29 protein-coding genes are annotated in these 24,515 nt (G+C 75.2%); 12 read left to right on the top strand and 17 right to left on the bottom strand.

Annotated features, from left to right (window positions below; all coding sequences use genetic code 11):
- Nucleotides 1-148 precede the first annotated feature (148 nt).
- The 3 genes from ACI79K_RS09665 to ACI79K_RS09655 all read left to right on the top strand — a co-directional run bounded on the left by ACI79K_RS09665 (nucleotide 149) and on the right by ACI79K_RS09655 (nucleotide 3,213).
- Entirely contained in the window at nucleotides 149-910 is a 762-nt protein-coding gene (locus tag ACI79K_RS09665) for a sigma-70 family RNA polymerase sigma factor (protein ID WP_456589136.1), read from the top strand.
- A gap of 139 nt (nucleotides 911-1,049) precedes the next feature.
- Complete coding sequence (locus ACI79K_RS09660; protein ID WP_456599592.1) at nucleotides 1,050-2,198, top strand: DUF5667 domain-containing protein; 1,149 nt, start codon at nucleotides 1,050-1,052, stop codon at nucleotides 2,196-2,198.
- A 112-nt stretch (nucleotides 2,199-2,310) separates the two neighbouring features.
- Nucleotides 2,311-3,213 (top strand): HAD family hydrolase, encoded by a 903-nt coding sequence (locus ACI79K_RS09655; protein ID WP_456589138.1) that lies wholly within the window; start codon nucleotides 2,311-2,313, stop codon nucleotides 3,211-3,213.
- A gap of 180 nt (nucleotides 3,214-3,393) precedes the next feature.
- On the opposite strand, the gene ACI79K_RS09650 is transcribed toward ACI79K_RS09655, so the two are convergent.
- The 6 genes from ACI79K_RS09650 to ACI79K_RS09625 all read right to left on the bottom strand — a co-directional run bounded on the left by ACI79K_RS09650 (nucleotide 3,394) and on the right by ACI79K_RS09625 (nucleotide 7,654).
- Entirely contained in the window at nucleotides 3,394-4,305 is a 912-nt protein-coding gene (locus ACI79K_RS09650; protein ID WP_456599591.1) for a lysophospholipid acyltransferase family protein, read from the bottom strand.
- Nucleotides 4,298-5,404 carry an NAD-dependent epimerase/dehydratase family protein gene (locus tag ACI79K_RS09645; protein ID WP_456599590.1) on the bottom strand — a complete coding sequence of 369 codons (1,107 nt, stop codon included), beginning with the start codon at nucleotides 5,402-5,404 and terminating at the stop codon, nucleotides 4,298-4,300. The genes ACI79K_RS09650 and ACI79K_RS09645 overlap by 8 nt, the downstream gene beginning before the upstream one ends.
- 10 nt (nucleotides 5,405-5,414) lie before the next feature.
- Nucleotides 5,415-5,513 carry a 30S ribosomal protein bS22 gene (locus tag ACI79K_RS09640; RefSeq protein WP_012854759.1) on the bottom strand — a complete coding sequence of 33 codons (99 nt, stop codon included), beginning with the start codon at nucleotides 5,511-5,513 and terminating at the stop codon, nucleotides 5,415-5,417.
- Between the two features lie 378 nt (nucleotides 5,514-5,891).
- On the bottom strand, nucleotides 5,892-6,245 hold the full coding sequence (locus ACI79K_RS09635) for a helix-turn-helix domain-containing protein (protein ID WP_456589141.1): 354 nt from the start codon (nucleotides 6,243-6,245) through the stop codon (nucleotides 5,892-5,894).
- A 330-nt stretch (nucleotides 6,246-6,575) separates the two neighbouring features.
- Nucleotides 6,576-7,394, bottom strand: coding sequence for a pyrroline-5-carboxylate reductase (gene proC, locus ACI79K_RS09630; RefSeq protein ID WP_456589142.1), 819 nt, complete (start codon nucleotides 7,392-7,394; stop codon nucleotides 6,576-6,578).
- Nucleotides 7,391-7,654 (bottom strand): hypothetical protein, encoded by a 264-nt coding sequence (locus ACI79K_RS09625; protein ID WP_456589143.1) that lies wholly within the window; start codon nucleotides 7,652-7,654, stop codon nucleotides 7,391-7,393. The genes proC and ACI79K_RS09625 overlap by 4 nt, the downstream gene beginning before the upstream one ends.
- A 59-nt stretch (nucleotides 7,655-7,713) precedes the next feature.
- Here ACI79K_RS09625 and ACI79K_RS09620 point away from each other — a divergent pair, with 59 nt between their 5' ends.
- Nucleotides 7,714-8,280, top strand: coding sequence for a type 1 glutamine amidotransferase domain-containing protein (locus ACI79K_RS09620; protein ID WP_456589144.1), 567 nt, complete (start codon nucleotides 7,714-7,716; stop codon nucleotides 8,278-8,280).
- 7 nt (nucleotides 8,281-8,287) lie between these two features.
- Here ACI79K_RS09620 and ACI79K_RS09615 read toward each other — a convergent pair whose 3' ends face one another.
- Together ACI79K_RS09615 and ACI79K_RS09610 are read right to left on the bottom strand one after the other, a co-directional pair.
- Nucleotides 8,288-9,085, bottom strand: coding sequence for a hypothetical protein (locus ACI79K_RS09615; protein WP_456589145.1), 798 nt, complete (start codon nucleotides 9,083-9,085; stop codon nucleotides 8,288-8,290).
- Nucleotides 9,085-10,029: a Ppx/GppA phosphatase family protein gene (locus ACI79K_RS09610; protein ID WP_456589146.1), complete on the bottom strand. Its 945-nt coding sequence runs from the start codon at nucleotides 10,027-10,029 to the stop codon at nucleotides 9,085-9,087. The genes ACI79K_RS09615 and ACI79K_RS09610 overlap by 1 nt, the downstream gene beginning before the upstream one ends.
- An 86-nt stretch (nucleotides 10,030-10,115) precedes the next feature.
- On the opposite strand from ACI79K_RS09610, the gene ACI79K_RS09605 reads away from it, so the two are divergent.
- On the top strand, nucleotides 10,116-10,934 hold the full coding sequence (locus ACI79K_RS09605) for a hypothetical protein (protein ID WP_456589147.1): 819 nt from the start codon (nucleotides 10,116-10,118) through the stop codon (nucleotides 10,932-10,934).
- Here the strand turns inward: ACI79K_RS09605 and ACI79K_RS09600 are convergent.
- Nucleotides 10,818-11,921 carry a helix-turn-helix domain-containing protein gene (locus tag ACI79K_RS09600; RefSeq protein WP_456599589.1) on the bottom strand — a complete coding sequence of 368 codons (1,104 nt, stop codon included), beginning with the start codon at nucleotides 11,919-11,921 and terminating at the stop codon, nucleotides 10,818-10,820. The two genes, ACI79K_RS09605 and ACI79K_RS09600, sit on opposite strands and share 117 nt — an antisense overlap.
- An 81-nt stretch (nucleotides 11,922-12,002) precedes the next feature.
- On the opposite strand from ACI79K_RS09600, the gene ACI79K_RS09595 reads away from it, so the two are divergent.
- Entirely contained in the window at nucleotides 12,003-12,221 is a 219-nt protein-coding gene (locus ACI79K_RS09595; protein ID WP_456599588.1) for a hypothetical protein, read from the top strand.
- Between the two features lie 10 nt (nucleotides 12,222-12,231).
- A complete protein-coding gene (locus tag ACI79K_RS09590) occupies nucleotides 12,232-12,420 on the top strand; it encodes a DUF3072 domain-containing protein (protein ID WP_456596253.1) in 189 nt (62 codons plus the stop codon).
- A 65-nt stretch (nucleotides 12,421-12,485) separates the two neighbouring features.
- On the opposite strand, the gene ACI79K_RS09585 is transcribed toward ACI79K_RS09590, so the two are convergent.
- Complete coding sequence (locus ACI79K_RS09585) at nucleotides 12,486-13,175, bottom strand: winged helix-turn-helix domain-containing protein (protein ID WP_456589151.1); 690 nt, start codon at nucleotides 13,173-13,175, stop codon at nucleotides 12,486-12,488.
- Nucleotides 13,172-14,374, bottom strand: coding sequence for a sensor histidine kinase (locus ACI79K_RS09580; RefSeq protein ID WP_456599587.1), 1,203 nt, complete (start codon nucleotides 14,372-14,374; stop codon nucleotides 13,172-13,174). The genes ACI79K_RS09585 and ACI79K_RS09580 overlap by 4 nt, the downstream gene beginning before the upstream one ends.
- Nucleotides 14,375-14,541: 167 nt before the next feature.
- Between ACI79K_RS09580 and phoU the strand changes: the two genes are divergently transcribed.
- Nucleotides 14,542-15,210, top strand: a complete 669-nt coding sequence (gene phoU / locus ACI79K_RS09575; RefSeq protein ID WP_456589153.1) for a phosphate signaling complex protein PhoU — start codon at nucleotides 14,542-14,544, stop codon at nucleotides 15,208-15,210.
- 148 nt (nucleotides 15,211-15,358) lie between these two features.
- Here phoU and ACI79K_RS09570 read toward each other — a convergent pair whose 3' ends face one another.
- The 4 genes from ACI79K_RS09570 to mshA all read right to left on the bottom strand — a co-directional run bounded on the left by ACI79K_RS09570 (nucleotide 15,359) and on the right by mshA (nucleotide 19,777).
- Nucleotides 15,359-16,126, bottom strand: coding sequence for a phosphoglyceromutase (locus tag ACI79K_RS09570; RefSeq protein WP_456599586.1), 768 nt, complete (start codon nucleotides 16,124-16,126; stop codon nucleotides 15,359-15,361).
- A 182-nt stretch (nucleotides 16,127-16,308) separates the two neighbouring features.
- A complete protein-coding gene (locus ACI79K_RS09565) occupies nucleotides 16,309-17,901 on the bottom strand; it encodes an MFS transporter (RefSeq protein WP_456599585.1) in 1,593 nt (530 codons plus the stop codon).
- Nucleotides 17,898-18,443, bottom strand: coding sequence for a YbjN domain-containing protein (locus ACI79K_RS09560; protein ID WP_456599584.1), 546 nt, complete (start codon nucleotides 18,441-18,443; stop codon nucleotides 17,898-17,900). The genes ACI79K_RS09565 and ACI79K_RS09560 overlap by 4 nt, the downstream gene beginning before the upstream one ends.
- Nucleotides 18,440-19,777: a D-inositol-3-phosphate glycosyltransferase gene (gene mshA, locus ACI79K_RS09555; protein WP_456596247.1), complete on the bottom strand. Its 1,338-nt coding sequence runs from the start codon at nucleotides 19,775-19,777 to the stop codon at nucleotides 18,440-18,442. The genes ACI79K_RS09560 and mshA overlap by 4 nt, the downstream gene beginning before the upstream one ends.
- Nucleotides 19,778-19,860: 83 nt before the next feature.
- On the opposite strand from mshA, the gene ACI79K_RS09550 reads away from it, so the two are divergent.
- Together ACI79K_RS09550 and ACI79K_RS09545 are read left to right on the top strand one after the other, a co-directional pair.
- Nucleotides 19,861-20,646: an SDR family oxidoreductase gene (locus tag ACI79K_RS09550; protein ID WP_456599583.1), complete on the top strand. Its 786-nt coding sequence runs from the start codon at nucleotides 19,861-19,863 to the stop codon at nucleotides 20,644-20,646.
- A 2-nt stretch (nucleotides 20,647-20,648) separates the two neighbouring features.
- Entirely contained in the window at nucleotides 20,649-21,143 is a 495-nt protein-coding gene (locus ACI79K_RS09545; RefSeq protein WP_456599582.1) for an N-acetyltransferase family protein, read from the top strand.
- 57 nt (nucleotides 21,144-21,200) lie between these two features.
- On the opposite strand, the gene ACI79K_RS09540 is transcribed toward ACI79K_RS09545, so the two are convergent.
- The gene (locus ACI79K_RS09540; RefSeq protein ID WP_456599581.1) at nucleotides 21,201-22,382 is read right to left on the bottom strand and encodes a UDP-N-acetylmuramate dehydrogenase; all 1,182 of its coding nucleotides are present in this window, start codon (nucleotides 22,380-22,382) and stop codon (nucleotides 21,201-21,203) included.
- Between ACI79K_RS09540 and ACI79K_RS09535 the strand changes: the two genes are divergently transcribed.
- Nucleotides 22,286-23,149: a class I SAM-dependent methyltransferase gene (locus ACI79K_RS09535; RefSeq protein WP_456589161.1), complete on the top strand. Its 864-nt coding sequence runs from the start codon at nucleotides 22,286-22,288 to the stop codon at nucleotides 23,147-23,149. The genes ACI79K_RS09540 and ACI79K_RS09535 overlap by 97 nt on opposite strands.
- A gap of 7 nt (nucleotides 23,150-23,156) precedes the next feature.
- Here ACI79K_RS09535 and ACI79K_RS09530 read toward each other — a convergent pair whose 3' ends face one another.
- Nucleotides 23,157-23,504 (bottom strand): cupin domain-containing protein, encoded by a 348-nt coding sequence (locus ACI79K_RS09530; RefSeq protein WP_456599580.1) that lies wholly within the window; start codon nucleotides 23,502-23,504, stop codon nucleotides 23,157-23,159.
- Between the two features lie 110 nt (nucleotides 23,505-23,614).
- On the opposite strand from ACI79K_RS09530, the gene ACI79K_RS09525 reads away from it, so the two are divergent.
- The gene (locus ACI79K_RS09525; RefSeq protein WP_456596241.1) at nucleotides 23,615-24,454 is read left to right on the top strand and encodes a spermidine synthase; all 840 of its coding nucleotides are present in this window, start codon (nucleotides 23,615-23,617) and stop codon (nucleotides 24,452-24,454) included.
- Nucleotides 24,455-24,515: the final 61 nt, after the last annotated feature.

The raw sequence follows: 24,515 nt of genomic DNA, 5'->3' as shown, positions 1-24,515 counted from the left end.
GGACGCGCCCGGGTGGGCTGCCGTGGACGGCCAGGGGCGATGTTGTCACCATGGGGCCTGCGACGCAGCCCATGCGCGCCGTGACGGCGCGCGTGGCGAACGAGGACGGTCCAGGCACAGCGGGCCGACGAGGAGGTCGAACGCCCGCATGCCGCACCCCCTGGACGCCGGGCGGCCGCCCGGTGCCGGCCCCCGCCCGCGTCCGAGGCCGTTCCCCCGCGCGAGCGCGGAGGAGCTGCCGGTCGCTGGAGCGCTCGCCTCGCTCACCGGCCCTCCGGCCGCGCCGGACGACGACGCCGATCCCCTCCCCGTGGAGGTCGCCGCGGAGCTCGCCGACGCCGGTGCGGGCCTCGTGGCGGCCGGCGACGTCGACGTGTGGGGGCTGGTCCGCCGGGCCCAGGGCGGGGACGCCGAGGCGTTCGGGCGGCTCTACGACCGCTACGTGACGCTGGTGCACCGGTACGCCTACCACCGGGTCGGCGACCGCGCGACGGCCGAGGACGTCACCAGCGAGACGTTCGTGCGGGCGCTGCGGCGCATCGACTCGCTGTCGTTCCAGGGTCGTGACGTCGGCGCCTGGCTGGTGACGATCGCCCGGAACATCATCCGCGACCAGGTGAAGAGCAGCCGCTTCCGGCTGGAGGTCAGCACCGCGGACATGCGGGACGCCGACCGGGCGACCGACGGGCCCGAGGACGCCGTGCTGCAGCACCTGACCAACGAGGAGCTCCTGGCGTGCGTGAGGCAGCTGGGGGGCGAGCAGCAGGAGTGCATCGTGCTGCGTTTCATGCACGGTCTCTCCGTCTCCGAGACTGCCGAGATCATGGGGAAGAAGGACGGCGCGATCAAGGCGCTCCAGCACCGGGCGGTCCGGCGGCTGGCGAGCCTGCTCCCCGACGGGCTGCGGTGACCGCACCCAGGGGTCGGGCCGTAACCGGCCGGTCCGCTCCATCGTTGGACACGGGGCGGCGGACCCTCGCCGGGATGCGGACGAGCGCCGAGGCGAGGACGGGAGGTGGCGGGTGATCCGGCCCGAGAACGGCTCGACCATGACCGGTCCCCCGTCCGCACCCGACACCGGGGCGGCGCTGGCCGCTCGCCTCGAGAGCCTCGCCGCTCAGCTCGACACCGACCCCGAGCCGCGGTACCGGGCCCGCGCCCGCGCCCGGCTGGTGGCGATGGCTGCCGTCCGCACCCCGGAGCCCGCCGGCCGTTCGCTGCGCCGGCGGTTGCTCGCGGCTCGCGCGGTGGACCGCCCGCCGGCCCGGTGGCGGGGACGGCTGACCGCGGGGCTCGCCGGCGCCGCGGTCGGCGTCACCGGCCTGGCGGCCCTCGTGGCCGTGGCGGCCGGCGCGCAGCCGGGCGATCCCCTCTACGACCTCAAGCGCGGCACCGAGCAGACGCAGCTGGCGCTCGCCGGCGACAGCCGCGGCCAGACCCTGCTGGAGCTGGCCAGCACGCGCCTGGAGGAGCTCGCCCTCCTCGCCGCCGCCGGGGAGCCGGCGCTCGTCCAGCACACCCTGCGGGCCATGGACGAGCACACCGCCCAGGGGGCCACTTGGCTCACCGGGCGCGCCGTGGAGCTCCGCGACGCCGCACCGCTGGACACCCTGGCCCGCTGGGCCGCCGCGCACTCGGGCGGGCTCGCGACGCTGTCGGACGACGTCCCGGCGGCCGCCGCACCGGCCTACGGGGAGTCCACGGACCTGCTCCGCGCACTGACCGCCCGGGTCGAGGGGCTGCGCGCGGCGCTGCAGTGCTCCGCGGGCCCCGCCGTCGTCGGGGATGACGCGCTCGGCCCGGTCCCCGGCCTCTGCCTCACCGCCGCCCCGCCCGCGGTGGTCGACGAGTCCCCGGCGGCGGTTCCGCCCCACACCGACACCGACACCGACACCACCGTGCCGCCGTCGGCCGGGCCCGCCGAACCCGCCGCACCGCCCACCCCCTCCGAGCCCGGTAGCACCCCTGCGGGCACACCGCAGGCGCCCGGGCCGGGCAGCGCGCCCACCGGTGGCGCCACGGCCACGCCCGGCGCCCCCCGCCCGTCGGTGCCGGCCCTGCCGGTGCCCGGCGGGCCCGGTGGGCCCGGACCGGTCAGCAGCACGACCCGGCCGGCGCCCCCACCGGTGCTCGACGTCCCACTGCCCGGTCCGCTGAACCTCTGCCTGCCGCCGCTGATCACGATCGGCGAGTGCTGACCACGACCTGACCCCGGGCCACCGGCCCGGCTAGGGTCGCAAGGACGGTGCGCCGGGCCGGCCGCAGGCGCAGTCCCGGCGCACCGGGCCGGATCGAGTGAGGGAGGTCGCCGTGCCGCGACTGTCGGTGCGCGGTCGCCGTGCCGCGCAGTCCGCCGAGGAGACCCGCGCCCACGTCGCCGGCGCCGCGTCGGCGGCGGCGGCGGAGGTGGCGAGCCCGACGGCCGTCGAGCCCGACCTCACCGCTGCGGCGTTCTTCGACGTCGATAACACGATGATGATCGGCGCCTCGCTGTTCTGGTTCGCCCGCGGCCTCGCCGCCCGCAAGTACCTCACTAGCCGCGACATCGCCCGCTTCGCCTGGCAGCAGGCGAAGTTCCGCATCGCCGGCAACGAGAGCGCCGACGACATGCTCACCATCCGCGAGAACGCGCTCGCCTTCGTCGCCGGCCGCGAGGTCTCGGAGATCATGCAGGCCGGTGAGGAGATCTACGACGAGCTGATGGCCGACCGCATCTGGTCGGGCACCCGCGCCCTCGCGCAGAAGCACCTCGACGCCGGTCAGCGGGTGTGGCTGGTGACGGCCACGCCGGTCGAGCTCGCGTCGATCATCGCGCACCGGCTCGGGCTGACCGGGGCGCTGGGCACCGTCTCCGAGATCGTCGACGGCCGCTACACGGGGCGGCTGGTCGGCGAGCTGATGCACGGACCGGCCAAGGCGGAGGCGGTGCTGGCCCTCGCCGAGCGGGAAGGCCTGGACCTGTCCCGCTGCACCGCCTACAGCGACTCGGCCAACGACCTGCCCATGCTGTCCCTCACCGGCACGGCGGTGGCGGTCAACCCCGACACCGAGCTGCGGGCGGTCGCCCGCGCCCGGGGCTGGACCATCCGCGACTTCCGCACCGGGCGGAAGGCCGCGAAGATCGGCGTGCCGACGGTGGCCGCCGCCGCGCTCTCCGGCGGGCTGGTCGGTGGCGCGCTCGCCCTGCGCCGCCGCAACAAGCTGCCCTGGTGAGAGGACCCTCGTCCTCCCACGCCTCGCACGCTCGGCGCGGGCCCCTGACGAGGGGCCGTTCCAGCACCTCACCCCAGGGCACGCCCCGCGCGCTCGGCGCGGGCCCCTGACGAGGGCCGTTCCAGCACCTCACCCCAGGGCACGCCCCGCGCGCTCGGCGCGCGCCCCTGACGAGGGCCTTCAGCTGAAGACGCTCCTGCGGCGCAGGAGCAGCTGGTAGAGCGAGTGCTGGATGGTCTCCCGCACCTGGTCGGTCAGGTTGAACACCAGCATCGGGTCCTCCGCGGCGGCCGGTCCGTAGGACGCCGTCTCGATCGGCGCCCCGAAGGCGATCAGCCACTTGGAGGGCAGCGGCACCAGGCCCAGCGGGCCCAGCAGCGGGAAGGTGGGGGTGATCGGGACGTACGGCAGGCCCAGCAGCCGCGCCGCGGTCCGGGCATTCCCGATCATCGGGTAGATCTCCTCGGCGCCCACGATCGCGCAGGGGATGATCGGCGCCCCGGTGCGCAGTGCGGCGGACACGAAGCCACCCCGGCCGAACCGCTGCAGCGTGTACCGCTCCCGGAACGGCTTCCCGATGCCCTTGAAGCCCTCGGGGAAGACGCCCACCAGCTCGCCGCTGGTGAGCAGCCGCTCGGCGTCCTCGTTGCACGCCAGGGTCGCGCCGAACTTGCGGGCGAGCGCGCCCACGACCGGCAGCTCGAACACGAGGTCGGCACCGAGCAGCCGGAACCGGCGGTTCGCCGGGTGTTCGTCGTGCAGCGCCACGGTCGTCATGAGCGCGTCCACCGGCAGCGTGCCGGAGTGGTTGGCCACCACGAGCGCCCCGCTGTCGGCCGGCACGTTCTCCAGGCCGAAGGTCTCCACGCGGAACCACTTCTGGAACAGCGGGCGCAGCATGGGGAGCAGCACGTGATCGGCCAGGTCGGGGTCGAAGCCGAACTCGTCGGTCTCGTACTCGCCGGTGAGCCGCCGCTCCAGGAAGTCGATCCCGCCGACGACCTGCTCCTCCCAGCCCGGCGGTGCCGACGGCGCGGCCACGCGCGGCTCGTCCTCGTCGGGACGCAGCCGGATGACCCGGGCCTCAGGCATCGCGCACCGCCCGGAGGTCCGGCGCCGGTGGGGCCGGGCGCAGCCGCTGCTCGACGGCCGAGGCGGTGTCGCCGAGGCGGCCCAGCACCGAGCGCAGCCCCCCGCCGACCGCCCGGACCGCAGCGGGGTCCAGGAGCGGGGTGACCGTGCGCGCGTAGTCGGCGAGCGCCGCTGCCGTGCTGTAGCGAGGGGTGTAGCCGAAGGAGGTGCGCAGCACCGTGGTGTCCACCACCCGGCCGAAGTTGAGGAAGCGCATCTGCTCCGGGGAGTAGTCGACGAAACCGAACCGGCGCGAGAGGCGCCCGACCGACCCCAGCGCGGGTGAGGGGAGCGGCACCTCGACACGGCCGAGGCGGCGGATGGCCTGCGAGAGCAGCAGGGTGCCCTCGCCGCCCACGTTGACGGTGCCGACGAAGTCGCCCGCGGTGGCGCGGGTGAGCACCGCCAGCGCGTCGTCCTCGTGCAGCAGCTGCACGCGGGCGTCGTAGCCCAGGGCGGTGGGGACCAGCGGCATGCGCAGGAACCCGGTGAGCAGCGAGTCGATGCGCGGACCGATGAAGTTGGTGAAGCGCAGGACGGCCACGTCGACGTCGGGACGCCGGCGGCCGAAGGAGCGCACGTAGCCCTCGATGTCGACGCTGTCCTTGGCGAACCCGCCCGAGGGCACCTGCCGGGCCTGCATCGCCTCGGTGAACACGGCCGGGTCGCGGGAGGACGCGCCGTAGACGGCGCTGGTCGACTTCAGCACGAACCGGCGCACCGAGGGCGCCCGCTGGCAGGCCGCGAGCAGCTGCATCGTGCCGATGACGTTGAGCTCCTTCATCGGCACCCGTCCACCGGAGCCGGCGGGCGTCGAGCTGATGTTCATGTGCACGACGGTGTCGACCGACGCCGTCGCGATGACCTTGCCGATCAGCGGATTGCGGATGTCGGCCCGCACGAACTCGGTACGGCCCAACCGGCGCAGCATGGCCGGGGAGGGCGGGACGGTGTCCACGCCGATGACCCGCTGGATGCGCGGATCGGTGGCGAGCTCGGCCGCCAGCGCGCCGCCCAACCACCGGCTCACGCCGGTGACGAGGACGACCGCGGGCGGCACGAGCTTCAGCTCACTTCTTGTTGCGGCGCTGGACGCGCGTCTTCTTCAGCAGCTTGCGGTGCTTCTTCTTAGCCATCCGCTTACGCCGCTTCTTGATGACCGAACCCACGTGTGTGCTCCCGACTTCGTCGCTAGATGATCAGCTCGCACGCGACAGCGGGACCGCATCCCGGTGTCGCCCGGCGACCGAGCGTACCCGAGCCGCCCCGCGGTGACGCTGCAGCACGGTCACCCCCGGGCGACGCTGCGGCTGACGCCGTCATCCTCCGGGCGCCGTCGCGGGCGGCTGCCGGCCCTGTCGCGCAGAGCCGGCCCGCACCCCCACCCGGGAATCCCGGCAGGGTCACTAGGGCGACACCACAGCCGCGCGCCGGCTCCCGTCGGGTGGAGCCGGCCCTCGGCCCCGTCCGGAGACTCACCCCGAGCCCGCGAGGGGTGAGGAGGACGGGGCCCTCTCCCAGGCGACGACGTTGTCGCCGGCGCTCTCTCAGGCGATGTCGGTGTAGGCGTCGCGCAGGTAGTCCTGCACGGCGCGCTCGGGCACGCGGAACGAGCGGCCGACGCGCACGGCGGCGAGCTCACCGGCGTGGACCAGGCGGTACACGGTCATCTTGGAGACGCGCATCATCGAGGCGACCTCGGCGACGGTCAGGAAGGTGACGGCGGCGCGGGGGGCCGGGACGGCCGGGCGACCGATCGGCATGGCGGCCGGGTGCTGCGCGGGGACGGGGCGCCCCATGGCGGCGGCCGTCATCGGACGGCCCATCGGGCGGGGGACGGGCATCCCCGGACGGACGACGGTGGCGGCAGCGTGAGCGGCGTGGCGCTGGGGCATGGTCATGTCTTCGTCTCCGGAACCTAGCTCGTGTCGTGGCGCCGGCTTCCCCACCGGCAACTGAACACGCACGCGCTGGTACTGAGAGTAAGGGGGCGTGCGTGACGGAAGCGATGGTTGAAACGAACAGGCGGACCGGTCCGTCCTAGGCAGAACTACACCTATGCAACACGGTGCACACGCGTTTCGGCGCGTTTCGCGACACGGTGAGAACTCGGTGACGCAGCGTCGCCCATTTCCTCGTCTCCGTGCACTAGCGTGTTCGCCCGCTCACGCACCGTCCGGTCGATCTGTCGACTCGGGAAGGCGCCGGCACTGCGTCCTACCGGGTCGACGTCAGGACTTGTCGGCACCCAGCTCCACAGAACGGGCGTGCGCCGCCTCGATGGCCGCCATCAGCGCCGCACGGACGCCGTGCTTCTCCAGCTCCCGGATCGCGGCGATGGTCGTGCCGCCCGGGCTGGACACCGCCTCGCGCAGCTGGACGGGGTGCTCCCCCGAGTCGCGCATCATCACCGCCGCGCCCAGCGCCGTCTGCACGATGAGGTCGGCGGCCAGCGCGCGGGGCAGGCCCAGCAGGATGCCGGCGTCCACCATCGCCTCGACCAGGTAGAAGAAGTACGCCGGCCCGCTGCCCGACAGCGCGGTGACGGCGTCCTGCTGCGACTCCGGGACCCGGCGGACCTGCCCGACGGCGGCCAGCAGGGCCTCCGCCTCGTCCAGGTGCTCCTCACCCGCGTGCGCACCGGCCGACAGCACGCTCATGCCCTCGTCCACCAGCGCCGGGGTGTTCGGCATCACCCGCACCACCGGGACGCCGGGGGGCAGCGCGGCCTCGAGCCGCGCGGTGGGCACCCCCGCGGCGACCGAGACCACCAGGTGCCCGGTGTCGACGTGCTCGGTGACCAGGCCGAGGAGCGTGTCGATGTCCTGCGGCTTCACCGCGAGGAGGAGCACGCGCGCCCGGGCCGCGGCGTCGGCCAGCGACACCGCCGGCACGCCGTAGCGCCCGGCCAGCTCCGCGGCGCGCTCCGCGCTGCGCTCGACGACCAGGATCCCGTCGGCCCCGCCGCGCCGGACCAGGCCAGAGAGCAGCGCCTCACCGATCTTGCCGCCGCCGATGATCGCCAGGCCGCGGCGGCCGGTGGCCGTCACGACCGCCCACCCGCGACGGGCACCTGCGCGCGGACGGCGCAGCCGGCGGCCGGTAGGCGGCGGTCCTCGGTCGATTCTCCCCAGGGCATGACGTGCTCCCAGCTCTCGGGCGCGCGGCCGCTCCCGGCCGCGCGCTCTCCGGTGATGGCGATCGGTCGCGGCTGGACGGACGCGACGGCCGGTCCCCCGTCGCCGGCCACCACGACGACCGGGCAGCGAGCGGGCCCACCGGGGAACCGGCGGCGCGGGTGGACGGGCACGCCCGAAACCGTAGTGCTCCGGCGTGTGCCGGTTCAGGGCGCCGGGTAGCGCCGCCGTCATGGCAGGAGAACTGGACGGGATGAGGGTGGCCGTGCTGGCCACCGACGGTGTCGAGCAGGTCGAGCTGGACCGGCCCTGGCAGGCGCTCGAGGAGGCCGGTGCCGAGCCGGAGCTGGTGTCGTTCTCGACCGGCACGATCACCGCTTACGACCACATCGACAAGGGCGAGCACCGCACGGTGGACACCGACCTCGGGTCGGCGGATCCGGACGACTACGCGGCGCTGGTCCTGCCGGGCGGCGTGATCAACGGCGACTTCGTGCGCGCCGACGCCGACGCGGTGACCTTCGTCAAGGCCTTCTTCGAGGCGGGGAAGCCGGTGGCGGCGATCTGCCACGCGCCCTGGGTGCTGATCGAGGCCGACGTGGTCCGCGGCCGGCGCATGACCTCCTGGCCGTCACTGCAGACCGACCTGCGCAACGCGGGCGCGAACTGGGTGGACGAGGAGGTCGTCGTCGACGGGAACCTGATCACCAGCCGCAAGCCCGACGACCTGGACGCGTTCGGGGCGGCGATCGTCGAGGAGTTCGCGGCCTCGCGCGACGCCGAGCCGGCCGACGCCTGACGGCGGATCAGGACGTCGCGAGGAGGGTGGCCGCCGGGGCGATGGTCAGCAGGGTCCCGGCGAACACCAGGACGGCGAGCAGCCGGGCGCCGACCGGCTCGGCGCCCTGGCGCTCCCGCCACACGTTGACCCCGCTCACCAGGCCGGCGACCGCGAGCGGGGCGAGGAAGACCGCCAGGTGCGGGATCATCTCCCACAGCACCGTGGCCGCGAAGTAGATGCCCACCCCGGCCGCGAGGGCGATGACCAGCTCGCCGGCGAACCGGAGCCAGGCCAGCGCGCTCTCCCGCGGGGTGACGTCCAGGTCGGCGTCCGGGTCGCCGGCCCGCACGACCGGGATCGGCCCGGTCGAGGGGACGCCGTCGCGGGACGACTTCTCGGTGGCCGGCGCGTCGGTGACCGATGCCTCGCGGGCGGGCCGGCGCGTGGCCGTGCGCTGCGCGCCGGCGGCCTCGGCGGGCCGCCGCAGCGGCGGCACCGGACCCGAGGGGTGCGGCACCCCGGGCTTGCGGTCCGGCCGCAGGCCGGGGATCGCGGCGGTCACCGGGTCGGCGGCCCGGCCCGACGCCCGGGCCCCGTGACTGCGCGCCGGGGCCGGCTCCGGCAACTGCGCGTCGCTGCGCCGCCGGCCGTACCCGGAGCGGTCGACACCGGCGTCCGCGCGGCGCTGGCGGATCCCGGTGTCGTCCTCGTCCTCGACCCGGCGACGGCGGGCGGTGCGGGCGGCGGACTCGATGCCTGCCTCCCGCAGGATCTCGGCGAGCGAGCGACCTCCCGTGTCCGGGTTCCAGTCCGGCTCGGCCATCACGCGCCTCCCAACGAGTCCAGCCTGCGCAGGATGACTCCCTCGCGCAGCGCCCACGGACAGATCCGCACGGACGGTACGTCGAGCGCACGCAGAGTAGCGGCAGCCACGACCGCACCGGCGGGAACCTGGTGCGCCCGCGCGGCGGACACGCCCGGCAGCTCGGCCAGCGCCGACGAGCCGATGCGCGAGACGAAGCCGACCAGCTGACCCAGCCCGGTCGCGGTCAGCTCCCGGGGGACGCGCAGCCCGGCGCCCGACGGCGCGGCCCCGGCGAGCCGGGCGAGGGTGCGGAAGGTCTTGCTCGTGGCGGCCACCAGGTCCGGCGGACCGGCCGCGGCGATCTTCTCCGCCGCCGGCCCGAGCAGGTCGGCGGCGTGCGCGGCGAGCTCGTCCAGGGCTGCGAGGTCGGGGCGTCCACCCTCCTCCGCCCGGGGCAGGAACCGCCGCGTCATCCGGCCCGCCCCCAGGGGGAGGGAGAGGGCCACCTCGGGGTCCTCGTCGATGCCCGCGGCGAGCTCCAGGGAGCCCCCGCCGATGTCGAGCACCAGCAGCCGGCCGGCGCTCCAGCCGAACCAGCGCCGGACGGCGAGGAAGGTCAGCCGCGCCTCCTCCTCGCCGCTGAGCACCTGCAGCTCCACACCGGTGCGCCGCTGGACCCGGTCCAGCACCTCCAGGCCGTTGGCCGCCTCGCGGATGGCCGAGGTGACCAGCGCCATGAACTCGTCGCAGCGCTGCGCCTCCGCCTGCGCGCGGGCGTCCTGGACCGCCTGGAGGAGCGCCTTCTCCCCCGCCTTGGACAGCACGTCGTCGGGCCCCACGTGCTCGGCCAGCCGGAGCACCGACCTGTCGTCGTGCATCGGCGTGGGGTGCGCACCGCGGTGGGCGTCCACCACCAGCAGATGCACGGTGTTCGATCCGACGTCCAGCACACCCAACCGCATGCGAGCGATTCTGCCTGGCCCCCTCCAGAGGCTCGCGCCGAGCGGAGCGAGGCGTGCGGCCGCGGGGGGCCTTCTAGGCTGGCCCGGTGCGAAACGAGCCTCCCGACGAGGTCGACCCGGACTTCCCCCGCGAGTGGGTGGAGTTCCCCGATCCCGCCGACCCCGAGCACGTCGTCCGGGCGGACCTGACCTGGCTGACGTCGGCGTGGACGTGCGTCTTCGGCCGGGGCTGCGCGGGCGTCGTCGAGGGCCGGGCGGACGACGGCTGCTGCAGCCACGGGGCCTTCTTCACCGACGAGGACGACCTGCACCGGGTGACCGCCGCGGTGGCCGACCTCACCGGCGAGGACTGGCAGCTCGCCCCGATCGGGCGCGGCGCGTGGACCGAGGAGGACGGCGCCGACGACGAGGACGCCACCCGGTCGCTCCGGACCCGCGTGGTGGACGGCGCCTGCGTCTTCCTGAACCGGCCGGGGTTCTCCGGCGGCACGGGGTGCGCGCTGCACCGGATGGCGCTGCGCACCGGCCTGCACCCCCTCACCACCAAGCCGGACGTGTGCTGGCAGCTGCCGGTCCGCCGCGAGCAGGAGCACGTGGACCGCCCCGACGGCACGCGGGTGCTGGTCTCGACGATCGGTGAGTTCGACCGGCGCGGGTGGGGGCCCGGCGGTGCCGACCTGCACTGGTGGTGCACCGGCTCCCCGACGGCGCACGTCTCCCCCGAGCCGCTGGTCGAGACCTACGCCGCGGAGCTGGTCGCGCTGCTCGGGGCGCCGGCCTACGAGGAGCTACGCCGGCTGGCCGAGCTCCGGCTCGACCTGGGCCTGATCGCCCCGCACCCCGCCAGCCCGGCGCTCGCCGGGCCGGTACCCCTCCAGCTGCACCGGCGGCGCCCCGACGCGTGACGCCCCGCCGGTCCGGAAGGTCTGCCGGTAGGAGCGCGGGGAGACCCCGCGCCGGCGGGCGAACTGCTCGCGGAGCCCGGCGGCGGTCCCGAAGCCCACCAGCCGGGCGATCTCCTCGACGGGCGCATCGCTGTTCTCCAGCAGCTCCTCGGCCGCCGCCAGCCGCTGCGCGAGCACCCAGGCGTGCGGCGTCGTCCCGGTCGTGGCCTTGAACCGCCGGGCGAAGCTGCGCGGGCTCATCAGGGCCCGGCGCGCCAGGACGTCGACCGACAGGTCCTCGGCGAGGTGCCGACCGGCCCACTCCAGGACGACGCCCAGCAGGTCGTCGGAGCAGGCGGGGACCGGGGCGTCGACGAACTGCGCCTGACCGCCGTCGCGGTGCGGTGGGACGACCATCTCCCGGGCGAGCGCGTTCGCCGCTGTCGCGCCCCACTCGCGGCGCACCAGGTGCAGCAGCGCGTCGACGCCGGCCGCCGTCCCCGCACCGGTGATCACCTGCCCGTTGTCGACGTAGAGGACGGCAGGGTCGACGTCGAGAGCGGGGAACCGCGCGGCGAGCTCCCCGGCGTACTTCCAGTGCGTGGTCACCCGCCGCCCGTCCAGCAGGCCGGCGGCGGCGAGCACGAAGGCCCCGGTGCAGTGGCTCACCAGGATCGCGCCGCGGGCGGCAGCGGCCCGCAGCGCGTCCAGCAGCTCCGCCGAGGGGTCCTCCTCGAACACCTCCCAGGCGGTGATCAGCACGATGCCGGAGCGCTCCAGGCGGTCGAGGCCCTGCTCGACGACGATCGGGATGCCGGTGTCGGTACGGAGCACGCCGGGCCGCTCGGTGACCAGCGCGAAGTCGAAGACGGGCAGGCCGAGGGCGCGGCGGTCGTAGCCGAACACCTCGGCGGCGACCCCCACCCCGAAGCTGCCGACGAGACCGTCGGCCACGACGGCGCTGACGACGACGGGAACGGCGCCGGTGCCGGGCGCGGTGCTGGGCATGCGCAGATGATGGCAGAAACCATGCGATGTCGGTCGTTCCTGCCACTCGTCCCGCCGGCCCGACCGGCGCAGGCTGCCGGCATGCTGCTGATCACCTGCCCCGTCACCCGCTCCGACGAGCTGGTCGCCGACCGGCGGATCCGGTCGGTCACCAACCACCCGACGCACATCGCGCTGCACGTCGAGTGCCCCGCCTGCGGCGCCGTGCACGCGTACCGGACCGGCCGCCGCTGGGAGGCCGCCCGGGCCGCGCGCACCGCCGCACCCGCCCGGGAGGCGAGGGAGCTGCACCCGGCCTAGCATCGAACACATGAGCGAACCGAACGCCGCGGACCAGACCACCGAGAAGGACCCGGACGAGTGGGTCACCGGTGACGAGCCCGCCACGGGCGCGCAGAAGAGCTACCTCGAGACGCTCGCCCGGGGCACCGACGAGGAGATCCCGGAGGACATCTCGAAGGCCGACGCCTCGAAGAAGATCGACGACCTGAAGTCGTAGGACCCCGGCCCCGTCCCGGGTCCCACCCCGAGCGTGCGAGGGGTGGGGAGGACGGGTGTCCTTCCTCAGGCCTCCAGCTTGTAGCCCAGACCCCGCACCGTCAGCAGGTACTTCGGGTTCGCGGGGTCGGGCTCGAGCTTGGCCCGCAGCCGCTTCACGTGGACGTCGAGGGTCTTGGTGTCGCCGACGTAGTCCGACCCCCACACCCGGTCGATGAGCTGGGCCCGCGTGAGCACCCGGCCGGCGTTGCGGAGCAGGAACTCCAGCAGGTCGAACTCCTTCAGCGGGAGGGCGACCTGTTCCCCGTCGACCGCGACGACGTGCCGCTCGACGTCCATCCGGACCGGCCCGGCGGTCAGCACCCCGCCCTCGACGGGCGCCGCCTCCGCGGCCTCGCCCCGGCGGCGCAGCACCGCGCGGATGCGCGCGACCAGTTCGCGCGCCGAGTACGGCTTGGTCACGTAGTCGTCGGCACCGAGCTCGAGGCCGACGACCTTGTCGATCTCGGCGTCCTTCGCGGTGAGCATGATGATCGGCACGTTGCCGCGGGACCGCAGCGCCCGGCAGACCTCGGTGCCCGGCAGGCCGGGGAGCATCAGGTCGAGCAGCACGATGTCGGCGCCGCCGCGGTCGTACTCCTCCAGCGCATCGGGCCCGGTGGCGGCCACGACGGTCTCGAAGCCCTCCCGCCGCAGCATGTAGGACAGGGCGTCGGAGAAGGACTCCTCGTCCTCGACGACCAGGACTCGGCTCATGGGGTCTCGCTCTCCAGTTTCTGCGTTGCGGGGACGGACGACTCCGCCGCCGGGTTCTCGGCGGGGCCGGCGAGCGGGATGCGCAGGGTGAACGTCGAGCCCAGCCCTTCCTCGCTCCAGACGGTCACCGAACCACCATGGTTGCTGGCGACGTGCTTGACGATGGCCAGGCCCAGACCGGTTCCCCCGGTGCTGCTGGCGCGGGACTGGTCCACCCGGTAGAAGCGCTCGAACACCCGGTGCCGGTCCGCGCGCGGGATGCCGATGCCGCTGTCGGTGACGGCGATCTCCGCGAACCCCGACCGCGCCCGGGCGGCGACCGCGACCCGGCTCCTGCCCTCGCTGTAGGCCACCGCGTTGGCCAGCAGGTTGGTCACCGCCGTGACCAGCTGGCTCTCCACCCCGCGCACCACCAGCCCATGCTGCCCGCCGACCACGATCTCCAACTCCTTGGCGCGGGCGGCGGTGCGTGTGCGGTCGACCGCCTCGCCGAGCACCCGGTCGACCTCCACGGGCACCAGGTCGGGCAGCGGCTCGCCGCCCTGCAGCCGGGAGAGGTCGATCAGCTCCCGCACCAGCCGACCCAGCCGGTCGGCCTCGTGGGTGATCCGGGCCGCGAAGCGCTGCACCGCCTCGGGGTCGTCGGCCGCCCCCTCGATGGCCTCGGCGAGGAGGGCCAGCGCCCCCACCGGCGTCTTGAGCTCGTGCCCCACGTTCGCGACGAAGTCGCGGCGCACCGCCTCCACCCGCCGCGCCTCGGTGACGTCCTGGAGCACCAGCGCGACCGGGCCGGGAGGCGGGGTCGTGCCGCCGTCGAGGCGCACGCCGTGCACACCGACCAGCCGCGGCCCCCCGCCGACCACGTCACCGGGCAGCCGGACGTCCACGCGGCGGGAGCCCCCGCCGCGCACCGCCCGGGCGAGCGTCAGCAGCTCGGGCACCAGCAGCCGGGTGCCCCGCACGATGCCCAGCGCCCGGGCCGCCGGGTTGGCCAGCAGCACGGCGTCGTCGATGCCGACCACCACGACCGCCGGATCCATCAGCTCCACCAACCGCCGAGCCAGCACGTCCTCGGGCAGCGCGACGGCCGCCCCGTCGAGGGGGCGGCGCCCCAGCTCGCGGCCGGAACGGAGGATGATGGCGGCGGCCACCACCCCACCCAGGAGGAGGCCGACCACCAGGGCGACCAGTGGACTCACGGCCCAGATGCTAGGTGTGCCGGGGCCGGGCACCATGCTCCGGCAAGAGGTTCACCGCTCGGACGGGTCAGTGTTCACCGGCGATAGGGCCGGAGTTCACCCCACAGCGGCCGGAACGGTCCCCGGCGCGCCTACCGTCGCCGGGGAATCACGACGAGAGGACGACCGTGCGGGACACTTACCACGAGGAACTCGAAGACATCAACACCTGCCTGGTGGAGATGGCCAACTCCGTGGGCTCGCAGATGAGCACCGCCACGACGGCGCTCCTCGACGCCGACGTCGCCCTGGCCGACCGGGTCATCGCCGGCGACGACCAGATCGACGCCACCCGGGAGAGCATCGAGCAGCGCACGTTCACCCTGCTCGCCCGCCAGCAGCCGGTGGCCGGCGACCTGCGGACCATCACGGCGGCCATGCGGATCGTCGCCGACCTCGAGCGCATGGGCGACCTCGCCGCGCACATCGCCAAGGTGGCGCGCATGCGGTTCCCCGACCACGCGGTGCCGCAGGAGGTGCGCCCGTCCTTCCTGGAGGCCGGCAACGTGGCCGAGCTGCTCATCGCGAAGACGGCGACGGTGATCGCGAAGCGGGACATCGAGGCGGCGCGGGAGCTGGAGACCGACGACGACGCGATGGACCAGATCCACCGCGGCCTGTTCCGCCAGCTGCTGAGCGAGACCTGGCCGCACGGCATCGAGTCGGCCATCGACATCACGCTGCTGGGTCGTTACTACGAGCGCTTCGCCGACCACGCGGTCAGCGTGGCCCGGCGGGTCTGCTACCTGGTCACCGGCGAGCGCTGGGAGTCCGAGGCGACCGCATCGTCGTCCTGACGGACGGCACCGCGGCCTGGAGCCGTCCCCTGCTGGGCTGAGCCCGGCGCTGCCGACTTTCCCGGGGAATCCCCGGGTCCCCCTCCGTCGCAGCGCCCGCAGGGGGCGGCTCCCGCGCTTCCTCACCGACCCCTGCGGGGCCGGCCCGTCAGCGCTTGCCCTGGTTCTTGACGGCTTCGATGGCGGCCGCCGCGGCGTCGGGGTCGAGGTACTCGCCGCCCGGCTTCACCGGCCGCAGGTCGTCGTCGAGGTCGTAGCGGAGCGGCACCCCGGTCGGGATGTTGAGGCCGACGACCTCGTCCTTCCCCATGTCGTCGAGGTGCTTCACCAGCGCGCGCAGGCTGTTGCCGTGGGCGGCGACCAGCACGGTCTTCCCCAGCCGCAGGTCCGGCACGATCGCGTCGTACCAGTACGGCAGCATCCGGACGACGACGTCGGCCAGGCACTCGGTCGCCGGGCGCGCCTCCGGCGGGAGGAACGAGTAGCGGGCGTCGCCGTCCTGGCTGTACTCGCTGCCCGGCTCGATCGGCGGCGGCGGGGTGTCGTAGGAGCGGCGCCAGGTCATGAACTGCTCCTCGCCGTACTCGGCGAGCGTGGCGGCCTTGTCCTTGCCCTGCAGCGCCCCGTAGTGCCGCTCGTTCAGCCGCCAGGAGCGCTGCACCGGGATCCACTGCCGGTCGGCCTCGTGCAGCGCCAGCTCAGCGGTCATGATCGCCCGGCGCAGCAGCGAGGTGTGCGAGACGTCGGGCAGCAGCCCGTGCTCGGCCATCAGCCGTCCGCCGCGGGCAGCCTCCTCGCGCCCCTTCTCCGTGAGCGGCACGTCCACCCAGCCGGTGAAGAGGTTGGCCTTGTTCCACTCGCTCTCGCCGTGGCGGAGCAGCACCAGGGTTCCCGTCGAGGTCGTCACGGCGATCATCCTGCCCGACGCCGCCGCCACGGGCAGCAGGGCCGTCAGGCCAGGGCCAGCTCCCGCTCGCCGTCGCGCGCCCAGCACACCGCCGCGGTGACCTCCTCGCTGCCCGTGGGCACGGCGAGGGCCGCGCCGCGGCCGGGCACCGGTGCGGCGCACCCTCGTCAACACTCCGTTGCGCTATCGGGTCACTGCGTGGCCGAGGACACCCGTCTCGGCCGGCCCGGCAGCCAGAGCAGCACCACCACCGCCGCGACGAGGGTCGCGGCCGCCGTCCCGATGGCCGTCAGGTGCATCGCCGTGACGAACGCCTCCCGGGCGGGCTCGACCACCGCGGTCGCGGCCCGCGCGACCTCCGGCGTCCCCTCGGCCTGCGCCCGGCGCACGGCGTCCAGCGTGGCGACGACCGACTGCCGGGCGTCGTCGCGCGCACCGGCCGGGAGCCCGTCGGCCACGGACCCCAGCTGTGCGGAGTAGGTGGCGGCCAGCAGGGAGCCCAGGATCGCGACGCCCAGGGCGCCGCCCACCTGCCGCACCGAGTTGTTGACCGCGGCACCGGCGCCGGCCTTCTCCCGCGGCACCACGGACATGATCGACTCGGTTGCGGGGGCCATGACCGCGCCCATGCCGAGCCCCTGCACGGAGAGCACCACCAGCAGCAGCCAGACGGGGGAGGTGAGGTCGAGCAGCTGCACCCCGAGGAACGACAGGGTGATGAGCAGGAAGCCGGTCGCGCAGACGGCCTTGGCCCCGAACCGCTCGGCCAGCCCGGAGCTGCGGGGCGCCATGAGCGCCATGCCGAGCGCGACCGGGATCAGCGCCGCGCCGCTCTGCAACGGCGAGTAGCCGCGCGCGCCCTGCAGGTAGAACACCAGGTAGAACGTCGCGCCGAGCAGCGCGAAGAAGTTCAGGCCGAGGGCTGCTGCGGCGGCGGAGAAGGCCGGGTTGCGGAACAGCGAGACGTCGAGCGCGGGGTGGGCCGACCGGCGCTGCAGCCAGACGAAGACGGCCAGCAGGACCAGACCGCCGAGCAGGGGTACGAGGACGCCCGGCGTCGTCCACCCCGCTCCCCCGCCGCCGTGGATGATGCCGTAGACGAGGCCGGCGAGCGCGACGATCGACAGCAGCACGCCCGGCACGTCCAGCCGGCCGGGGTTGGGGTCCCTCGACTCCGGGACGAAGGCGAGCACGGCGACGATGCCCAGCACCGCCACGGGGACGCCGACCAGGAAGACCGCGCCCCACCAGAAGTGCTCCAGGACCGCGCCCCCGGCCAGCGGGCCGCCGGCGACGGCGATCCCGGCCGTGCCCGCCCAGACACCGATGGCGCGCCCGCGCTCGCGGGGCGGGAAGACGTTGGTGATGACCGCCAGCGTCGTCGGCTGGACCGCGGCCCCGCCGATGCCCATCACCGCCCGCCAGGCGATGAGCTCCAGGGGGCTGTCGCTCAGCGCGGCGAACACCGACCCCACGGCGAAGATGCCCAGGCCGATCAGCAGCACCCGCCGGCGGCCGATCCGGTCGCCGATGACGCCCCAGGTGAACAGCAGGCCGGCGAACACGAGGATGTAGGCGTCGACGACCCACTGGAGCTCGCCCTGGCTGGCCTCCAGCTCCCGCTGCAGCGTCGGGAGGGCGACGTTGAGGATCGTGTTGCCCATGATCACCACGAGCAGGCAGACGGTCATGGTGGCCAGCACCCACCACCGGCGGGCGTAGCCGGGCCCCGCGCCCTCGCCGGGTGCCTCGGCACCCGGCTGCGCCCTGTCCGTCGCCGTCATGCCCCGGGCGCCGGGTCGGCGTCCCGCCCTCCCGCGGCCGGGCGGCGCGAGGGGTCGGCGAAGGCCGCGAACGCCTCCAGGTTGCGCAGCGACTCCCCGCGCTTGACCCGCCACTCCCACTCGCGGCGGATCGACGTGCCGAACCCGATCTCGAGCATGGTGTTGAAATGGTCGTCGGCGTAGCTGAGGACCGCCCCGAGGAGCCGGTCGAGCTCCTCGGGCGTGACGGCGGCGTGCGGCAGCCGGCCGGTGAGGTAGACGTCGCCCACGGAGTCGATCGAGTACGAGACGCCGTACATGCGGGCGTTGTGCTGCAGCAGGTAGGTCCACAGCTGCTCGCGGTTCTCGTCGGGCTGGCGGCAGACGAACGCCTCCACGCGCAGCGCGTGGTCCCCGACGATGAGCCCGCAGACCGTCTTCAGCTTCTTCGTCCCCGGCAGCTCCACGAGCCACGTGCCCGGCCTCGGGTGCTCGTGCACCAGCTCGCTGTCGCGCAGGGTCCGGTCGATGACGGCGTCGAGCTCCTCGATCGTCCGGTTCACCGCGCGACCCCCATCCCGGGCAGGGCCCGCAGCGGCCCACCCCGGCGGTCGCGCACCGGGCGGGCCGGCGGCGCCGCCATGTCGGCGGCCGCGGCGACGTAGGCGTCGACGAGCGCGTCGGCGGTGCGGTCCCAGGAGAAGCCGGCCGCGTGCCGGCCGGCGCCCGCGGCCAGCAGCTCCCGGCGGGCGAGGACCGAGCGCACCGCGGCGGCGTAGTCGTCGGCCCGGTGGCCGTCGACCAGCACACCGGAGACACCGTCGCGCACCGCCGTCGGCAGGCCGCCCACGGCCGCCGCGACGACGGGGGTGCCGCAGGCCTGCGACTCCAGCGCCACCAGGCCGAAGGACTCGTTGTGGCTGGGGACGACCGTCACGTCCGCGGCCCGGTAGAACTCGGCCAGCCGCGCGGGGGGCTGCGGCGCGTGGAAGCGGACGACGTCGCCGATGCCCAGCGAGCGGGCCAGCTGCTCGAGCTGCCGGGGAGCGTCCAGGCCGGTGCCGCTGGGCGCACCGACCACGTGCACCTGCAGCCGGGAGCGCAGCGCCGGGTCGTCGGCCAGCAGGCGGGCCGCGGTGTGCAGCAGCACGTCGGGAGCCTTGAGCGGCTGGATGCGCCCGACGAACAGCAGCACCACGGCGTCGTCCGGGACGCCGATCGTGCGGCGGGCCGCCGCCCGGCTGCCCGGCCGGAACCGGTCGAGGTCGACCCCCGGCGGGACGACGAGGGTGCGCGCGGGGTCCGCGCCGTAGAGGCGCACCAGCTGGCGGGCCTCCTCGTCGGTGTTGGCGATCAGCCGGTCGGCCTCGGCCACCACCTGCTCCTCCCCGATCACGCGGGCGCGGGGCTCGGGGCGGTCGCCCGCGGCCAACGCCTCGTTCTTGACCTTGGCCAGGGTGTGCGCGGTGTGCACCAGCGGCACCCCCCAGCGGTCGCGGGCCAGCCAGCCGACCTGCCCGGAGAGCCAGTAGTGCGAGTGCACGACGTCGTAGTGGCCCGGCTCGTGCTGGGCCTCCGCGCGCAGCACCGCGGCCGTGAACGCGCAGAGCTGGGCGGGCAGCTCCTCCTTGCCCAGGCCCTCGAACGGCCCGGCGCTGACGTGCCGCACGGTGACACCGGGCGTCACCTCCACCACCGGGGGCAGCTCGCTGGAGGTGGCGCGGGTGAAGACGTCGACCTCGATGCCCTGGGCGGCCAGCCGGCGCGACACCTCGACGATGTAGACGTTCATGCCGCCGGCATCACCGGCACCGGGCTGGTCCAGCGGGCTGGTGTGCACCGACAGCGTCGCCACGCGCGCCGGGCGGCCGGCCCGGGGGAAGCGGCGAGCGGGCACGAGGGACCTCCGCTCTGCTCTGCGAGGGCCCCGACCGGCACCCCTGTCGGTACTCCATCCTGCAACAGCGCCAGGATGGGCACATGTCAGGTTCCTCACCCCCGGCCCCCGCGGGGGCCGGCGCCCTGCCCGGTACCGGCCGCACCGCCGTCGTCACCGGCGCCTCGAGCGGGATCGGCGCGGCCACGGCCCGCCGGCTGGCCGCCGAGGGCTTCGACGTCGTCGTCGGCGCCCGCCGCCTCGACCGTCTCGAGGCGCTCGCCTCGTCGATCGGGGCCCGGGCCCTCCCCCTCGACGTGACCGACCCCGGCTCGGTGCAGGCGTTCACCGCGGCCCTCGACCGCGTCGACGTGCTGGTCAACAACGCGGGCGGGGCGTTCGACACCGCGCCGGTGGCCGAGGCCGACCTGGACTCGTGGGCGCGCACCTACGAGGTCAACGTGCTCGGGACCGTGCGGCTCACGAAGGCCCTGCTGCCGGCGCTGCGCGCCAGCGGCGCCGGGGACGTGCTGTTCGTCGGCTCTACCGCGGGGCTGATCTCCTACGAGGGCGGCGCCTCGTACACGGCGGCCAAGCACGGGGTGCACACGCTGGCCGAGACGCTGCGGCTGGAGCTCTGCGGCGAGCCGGTCCGGGTGATCGAGATCGCCCCCGGCATGGTGAAGACGGAGGAGTTCTCGCTCAACCGGACGGGCTCGCAGGAGCGGGCCGACGCCGTCTACCGCGGGGTGCGCGAGCCGCTGGTGGCCGACGACGTCGCCGACTGCATCGCCTGGACGGTCACCCGCCCGCACCACGTCAACGTCGACCTGCTCGTCGTGCGGCCGCGCGCCCAGGCCGCCCAGCACAAGGTGGCCCGGGAGGAGTGACGATGCAGATCCGCGAGGCGACCGGCGCCGACTGGCCGGCGATCCACCCGATCTTCCGTGCGGTCGTCGACGCCGGGGAGACCTACGCCTATCCCGCCGGGCTCTCCTCCGAGGAGGCGCGGGCGCTGTGGATGGAGCCCCCGCCCGGACGCACGTTCGTCGCCGTCGACGGCGACCGGGTGCTGGGCAGCGCGAAGACGGGCCCGAACCGGCCGGGTCGCGGCTCCCACGTGGCGACGGCGAGCTTCATGGTCGACCCGGCGGCGCAGGGCCGCGGCGTGGGCCGCGCCCTCGGCGAGCACGTGGTCGCGGCGGCGCGCGCGGACGGCTACCGGGCGATGCAGTTCAACGCCGTCGTCGAGACCAACACGGCGGCCGTGCGCCTGTGGCGGTCACTGGGCTTCCGCGTCATCGGCACCGTGCCGGAGGCGTTCGAGCACCCCGAGCACGGCTACGTCGGCCTCCACGTCATGCACCTGGACCTGACCGGCGGCTGACGGCACGGTCGCGCCGGGTGGGGCCCGGAGGGTCCCGCGCAGGCGCGACTCAGCGGCTCAGCGCGATGGGGGGACGGCAACTGGTGGCGGTGTCGCCCGGTAGGGCGACGGGGTCGTCGGCTCGCGCTCCAGGGTGACGCCGAACCGCTCCCGCACGGTGCCGACCACCCGATCGGCGAAGGCCAGCAGCTCCGCCGCCGTCGCGCCGTCGGAGGTGGTGAGGGCCAGGCTGTGCCGTGACGACGTCCCCACCCGCCCGTCCCGGGTGCCGCGGCCGAAGCCGGCGTGCTGCACCAGCCACGCGGCGCTGAGCTTGACCAGGCCGTCGCCGGCCGGCCAGCTGGGGCACCCCTCGACGGCGTGCCCGGCCGGCACGATCGGGTTGGTGAAGAACGACCCGGCGCTGCGGCAGTCGGGGTCGGCCGGGTCCCAGACCATCCCCTTGCCGCGGCGCAGCGCCAGGACGGCGTCGCGGACGGCGGCCAGCGGCGCCCGCTCACCGATCTCGACGCCGAGGGACCGGGCCAGCTCCGCGTAGCCGACCGGCCGGGAGAGCTCGCCGGGGTGCAGCGCGAAGGCCACCTCGAGGACGACGAACCGGCCGGGCTCGCGCTTGAGCCGGCTGTCCCGGTAGGCGAACCCGCACTCGGCCGGCGCGAGCGTGCGCTCGGCCTTCTCGGCGCGGTCGTACACGCGCACGCCGGTGATGGTCTGCGCGACCTCCTGGCCGTACGCGCCGACGTTCTGCACCGGCGTCGCCCCGGTCGACCCGGGGATCCCCGACAGCGCCTCCACGCCGGCCAGCCGGTGGGCGACCGTGTAGGCGACCAGCGCGTCCCAGTCCTCCCCCGCCTGCACGGTGAGGCGATCGCCCGCCCGCTCGATCCCGCGGGAGCGGACGGCGACCACGTCACCCCGCCACCCCTCGTCCGGGGCGATGAGGTTCGAGCCGCCGCCGATGAGCAGCAGCGGGCGGCCGGACTCGTCGGCGTCGCGGACCGCTGCCACGAGCTCGGCGGCCGTCTCCACCTCGATCAGCCGCTCGGCGGGACCGCCCACGGCAAGGGTGGTCAGCTCCGCCAGCGGGACCCCGGATCGCACCTGCACGGGGACGACGGTAGCCCGGACTAGGCTCGCATCCGGTGAGCGAGCCGGGCAACGACCACAAGCGCCGGGCCTCGCTGTCCCCTCAGCCGCAGCGCAAGGCGCCCCGGCTGGCCGCGGGGCGGGCGCGGGCACTGGGCCTGCCCACCCGTGGGACCACCAACGCCAACCGGCTGCGCCGGGTCGACCGGTGGCTGGTGGCCACGCAGGTGCCGCGGCTGCGTGACGCCGCTCGTCCGCTCGTCGTGGACCTGGGCTACGGCTCCTCCGCCGTGACGACGCTGGAGCTGGTCGAGCGGCTGGGCCCGGAGGTCGCCGGCCTGGAGGTCGTCGGGCTGGAGATCGACCCGGCGCGGGTGGCGGCCGTGGCCGCCGACCGGGATCCGCCGCGGGTGGACTTCCGGGTGGGCGGGTTCGAGCTGGCCGGGCTGCGGCCGGTCCTGGTGCGGGCCTTCAACGTGCTGCGCCAGTACGACGAGGAGTCCGCGGCGCGCGCCTGGGACACCATGCGCGGCGCGCTCGCCCCCGGCGGGTTGATCGTCGAGGGCACCTGCGACGAGTGGGGGCGGCGCTCGGCCTGGGTGGCGCTGGACGCCGACGGCCCGCTCACCCTGACGCTCGCGGCGCGCGTCTCCGACATCGCGACGCCGTTCGATCTCGCCGAGCGGCTGCCCAAGGCGCTCATCCACCACAACGTGCCCGGCCAGCCGGTCCACGAGTTCCTGCGCGCCTTCGACGCCGCCTGGGCCGCCGCCGCCGGGATGAGCGCCTTCGGCCCCCGCCAGCGCTGGACGACGGCGGTGGAGGCGCTGGGCGCGCAGGGGTGGCCGCTGGTGGGCTCCAGCCGGCGCTGGCGGCACGGCGAGATCACCGTGCGGTGGTCGGCGGTCGCCCCGGTCTGAGCCTGCCTCACCCCTCGTCCGGCACCGGCGTCACCGGGCACTCGACCACCACGGCGGCCATCCCGGTGCCCGATCCGCTGTCGTGCAGCTCGCCGGGCTCCCAGAGGACGGCGTCCCCCGCCGCCAGCGCCACCCGGACACCGTCGCCGCCGGCCGCCCAGCCCTCCCCGGAGACCACCGCGAACAGCTGCCAGAGGCGCGTCTCGTGCCGACCCAGGATCGCGCCGGCCGCGAAGGTCACCAGGTGCACCGCGAAACCGGGCACCGGCTCCGGCACCCGGGCCGGCGAGACCATGGACACCCCACGGCTGCCGAAGGCGGTGATCTCCCGCGGCGGCAGCTCGATCCGGCGCACGTCGGGGACGGTAGCCGCCCGAGCGCCGAGGGCCCCCCGGGAACGCAGGTGGGACCATGGCCTGCGATGTCAGCGGGGACGGCGGAGCGCCGGATGGGGACGGCGCACCGGTGAGGACTCCCCCGGGGCCGGTCCCCGTCGACGGCGGCACCGCGGAGCTGCTCGCCGACGCCGACCGCGACGGCTCGTGGGTGCTGATGGTGAACGGCACCCCGCAGTCCCACGTGGACCTCGCCGACCCCACCCACCTGGAGTTCGAGTACGTCCGGCGGATCGGCCACGTGCTGGACCTGGCCGCCGAGCCCGGCGCCCCGCTCGACGTGGTCCACCTCGGCGGTGGCGCGCTGACGCTCCCCCGCTACGTGGCCACCACGCGCCCCGGGTCGCGCCAGCGGGTCGCCGAGATCGACCAGCCCCTCACCGACCTGGTGCGCGAGTTCCTGCCGCTGCCGCGCGCCGCCCGGGTGCGGGTGCGGGCCGCCGACGCCCGCGAGGCCCTCGCCGCGCTGCATGCGGACAGCGCCGACGTCGTCGTCACCGATGTCTTCGCCGGCGCCCGCACGCCCGCCCACCTCACCACCGTCGAGTTCGCCGGCCAGGTCGCGCGGGCGCTCCGGCCCGGGGGCGTCTACGCCGCCAACGTGGCCGACGGGCCGCCGCTGCGCTTCGCACGCGGCCAGGTCGCCACGCTCCGCACCGCCTTCCGGCACGTCTGCCTGCTCGCCGAGCCGGGCATCCTGCGAGGCCGGCGCTTCGGCAACCTGGTCGCCGTCGCCTCCGACGCCGAGCTGCCGCTCGCGGAGCTCAGCCGCGCGTGCGCCCGCGACCCGATGCCGTCGCGCGTGGTCGACGGCATCGAGCTGGACCGGTTCACGGGCAACGCCCGGCCGGTCCTCGACGCCGATGCGCAGCCCTCGCCCGAGCCACCCGCCGGCGTGTTCGGCCGCTGATCACCCGACCGTCTGCGCGGAACCCGAGGCCACGAGGACGAGACGAACTCGTCGCACGGAC

Source organism: Blastococcus sp. SYSU DS0616 (assembly GCF_054051015.1).
This window is presented reverse-complemented; position numbering and strand designations above follow the sequence as displayed.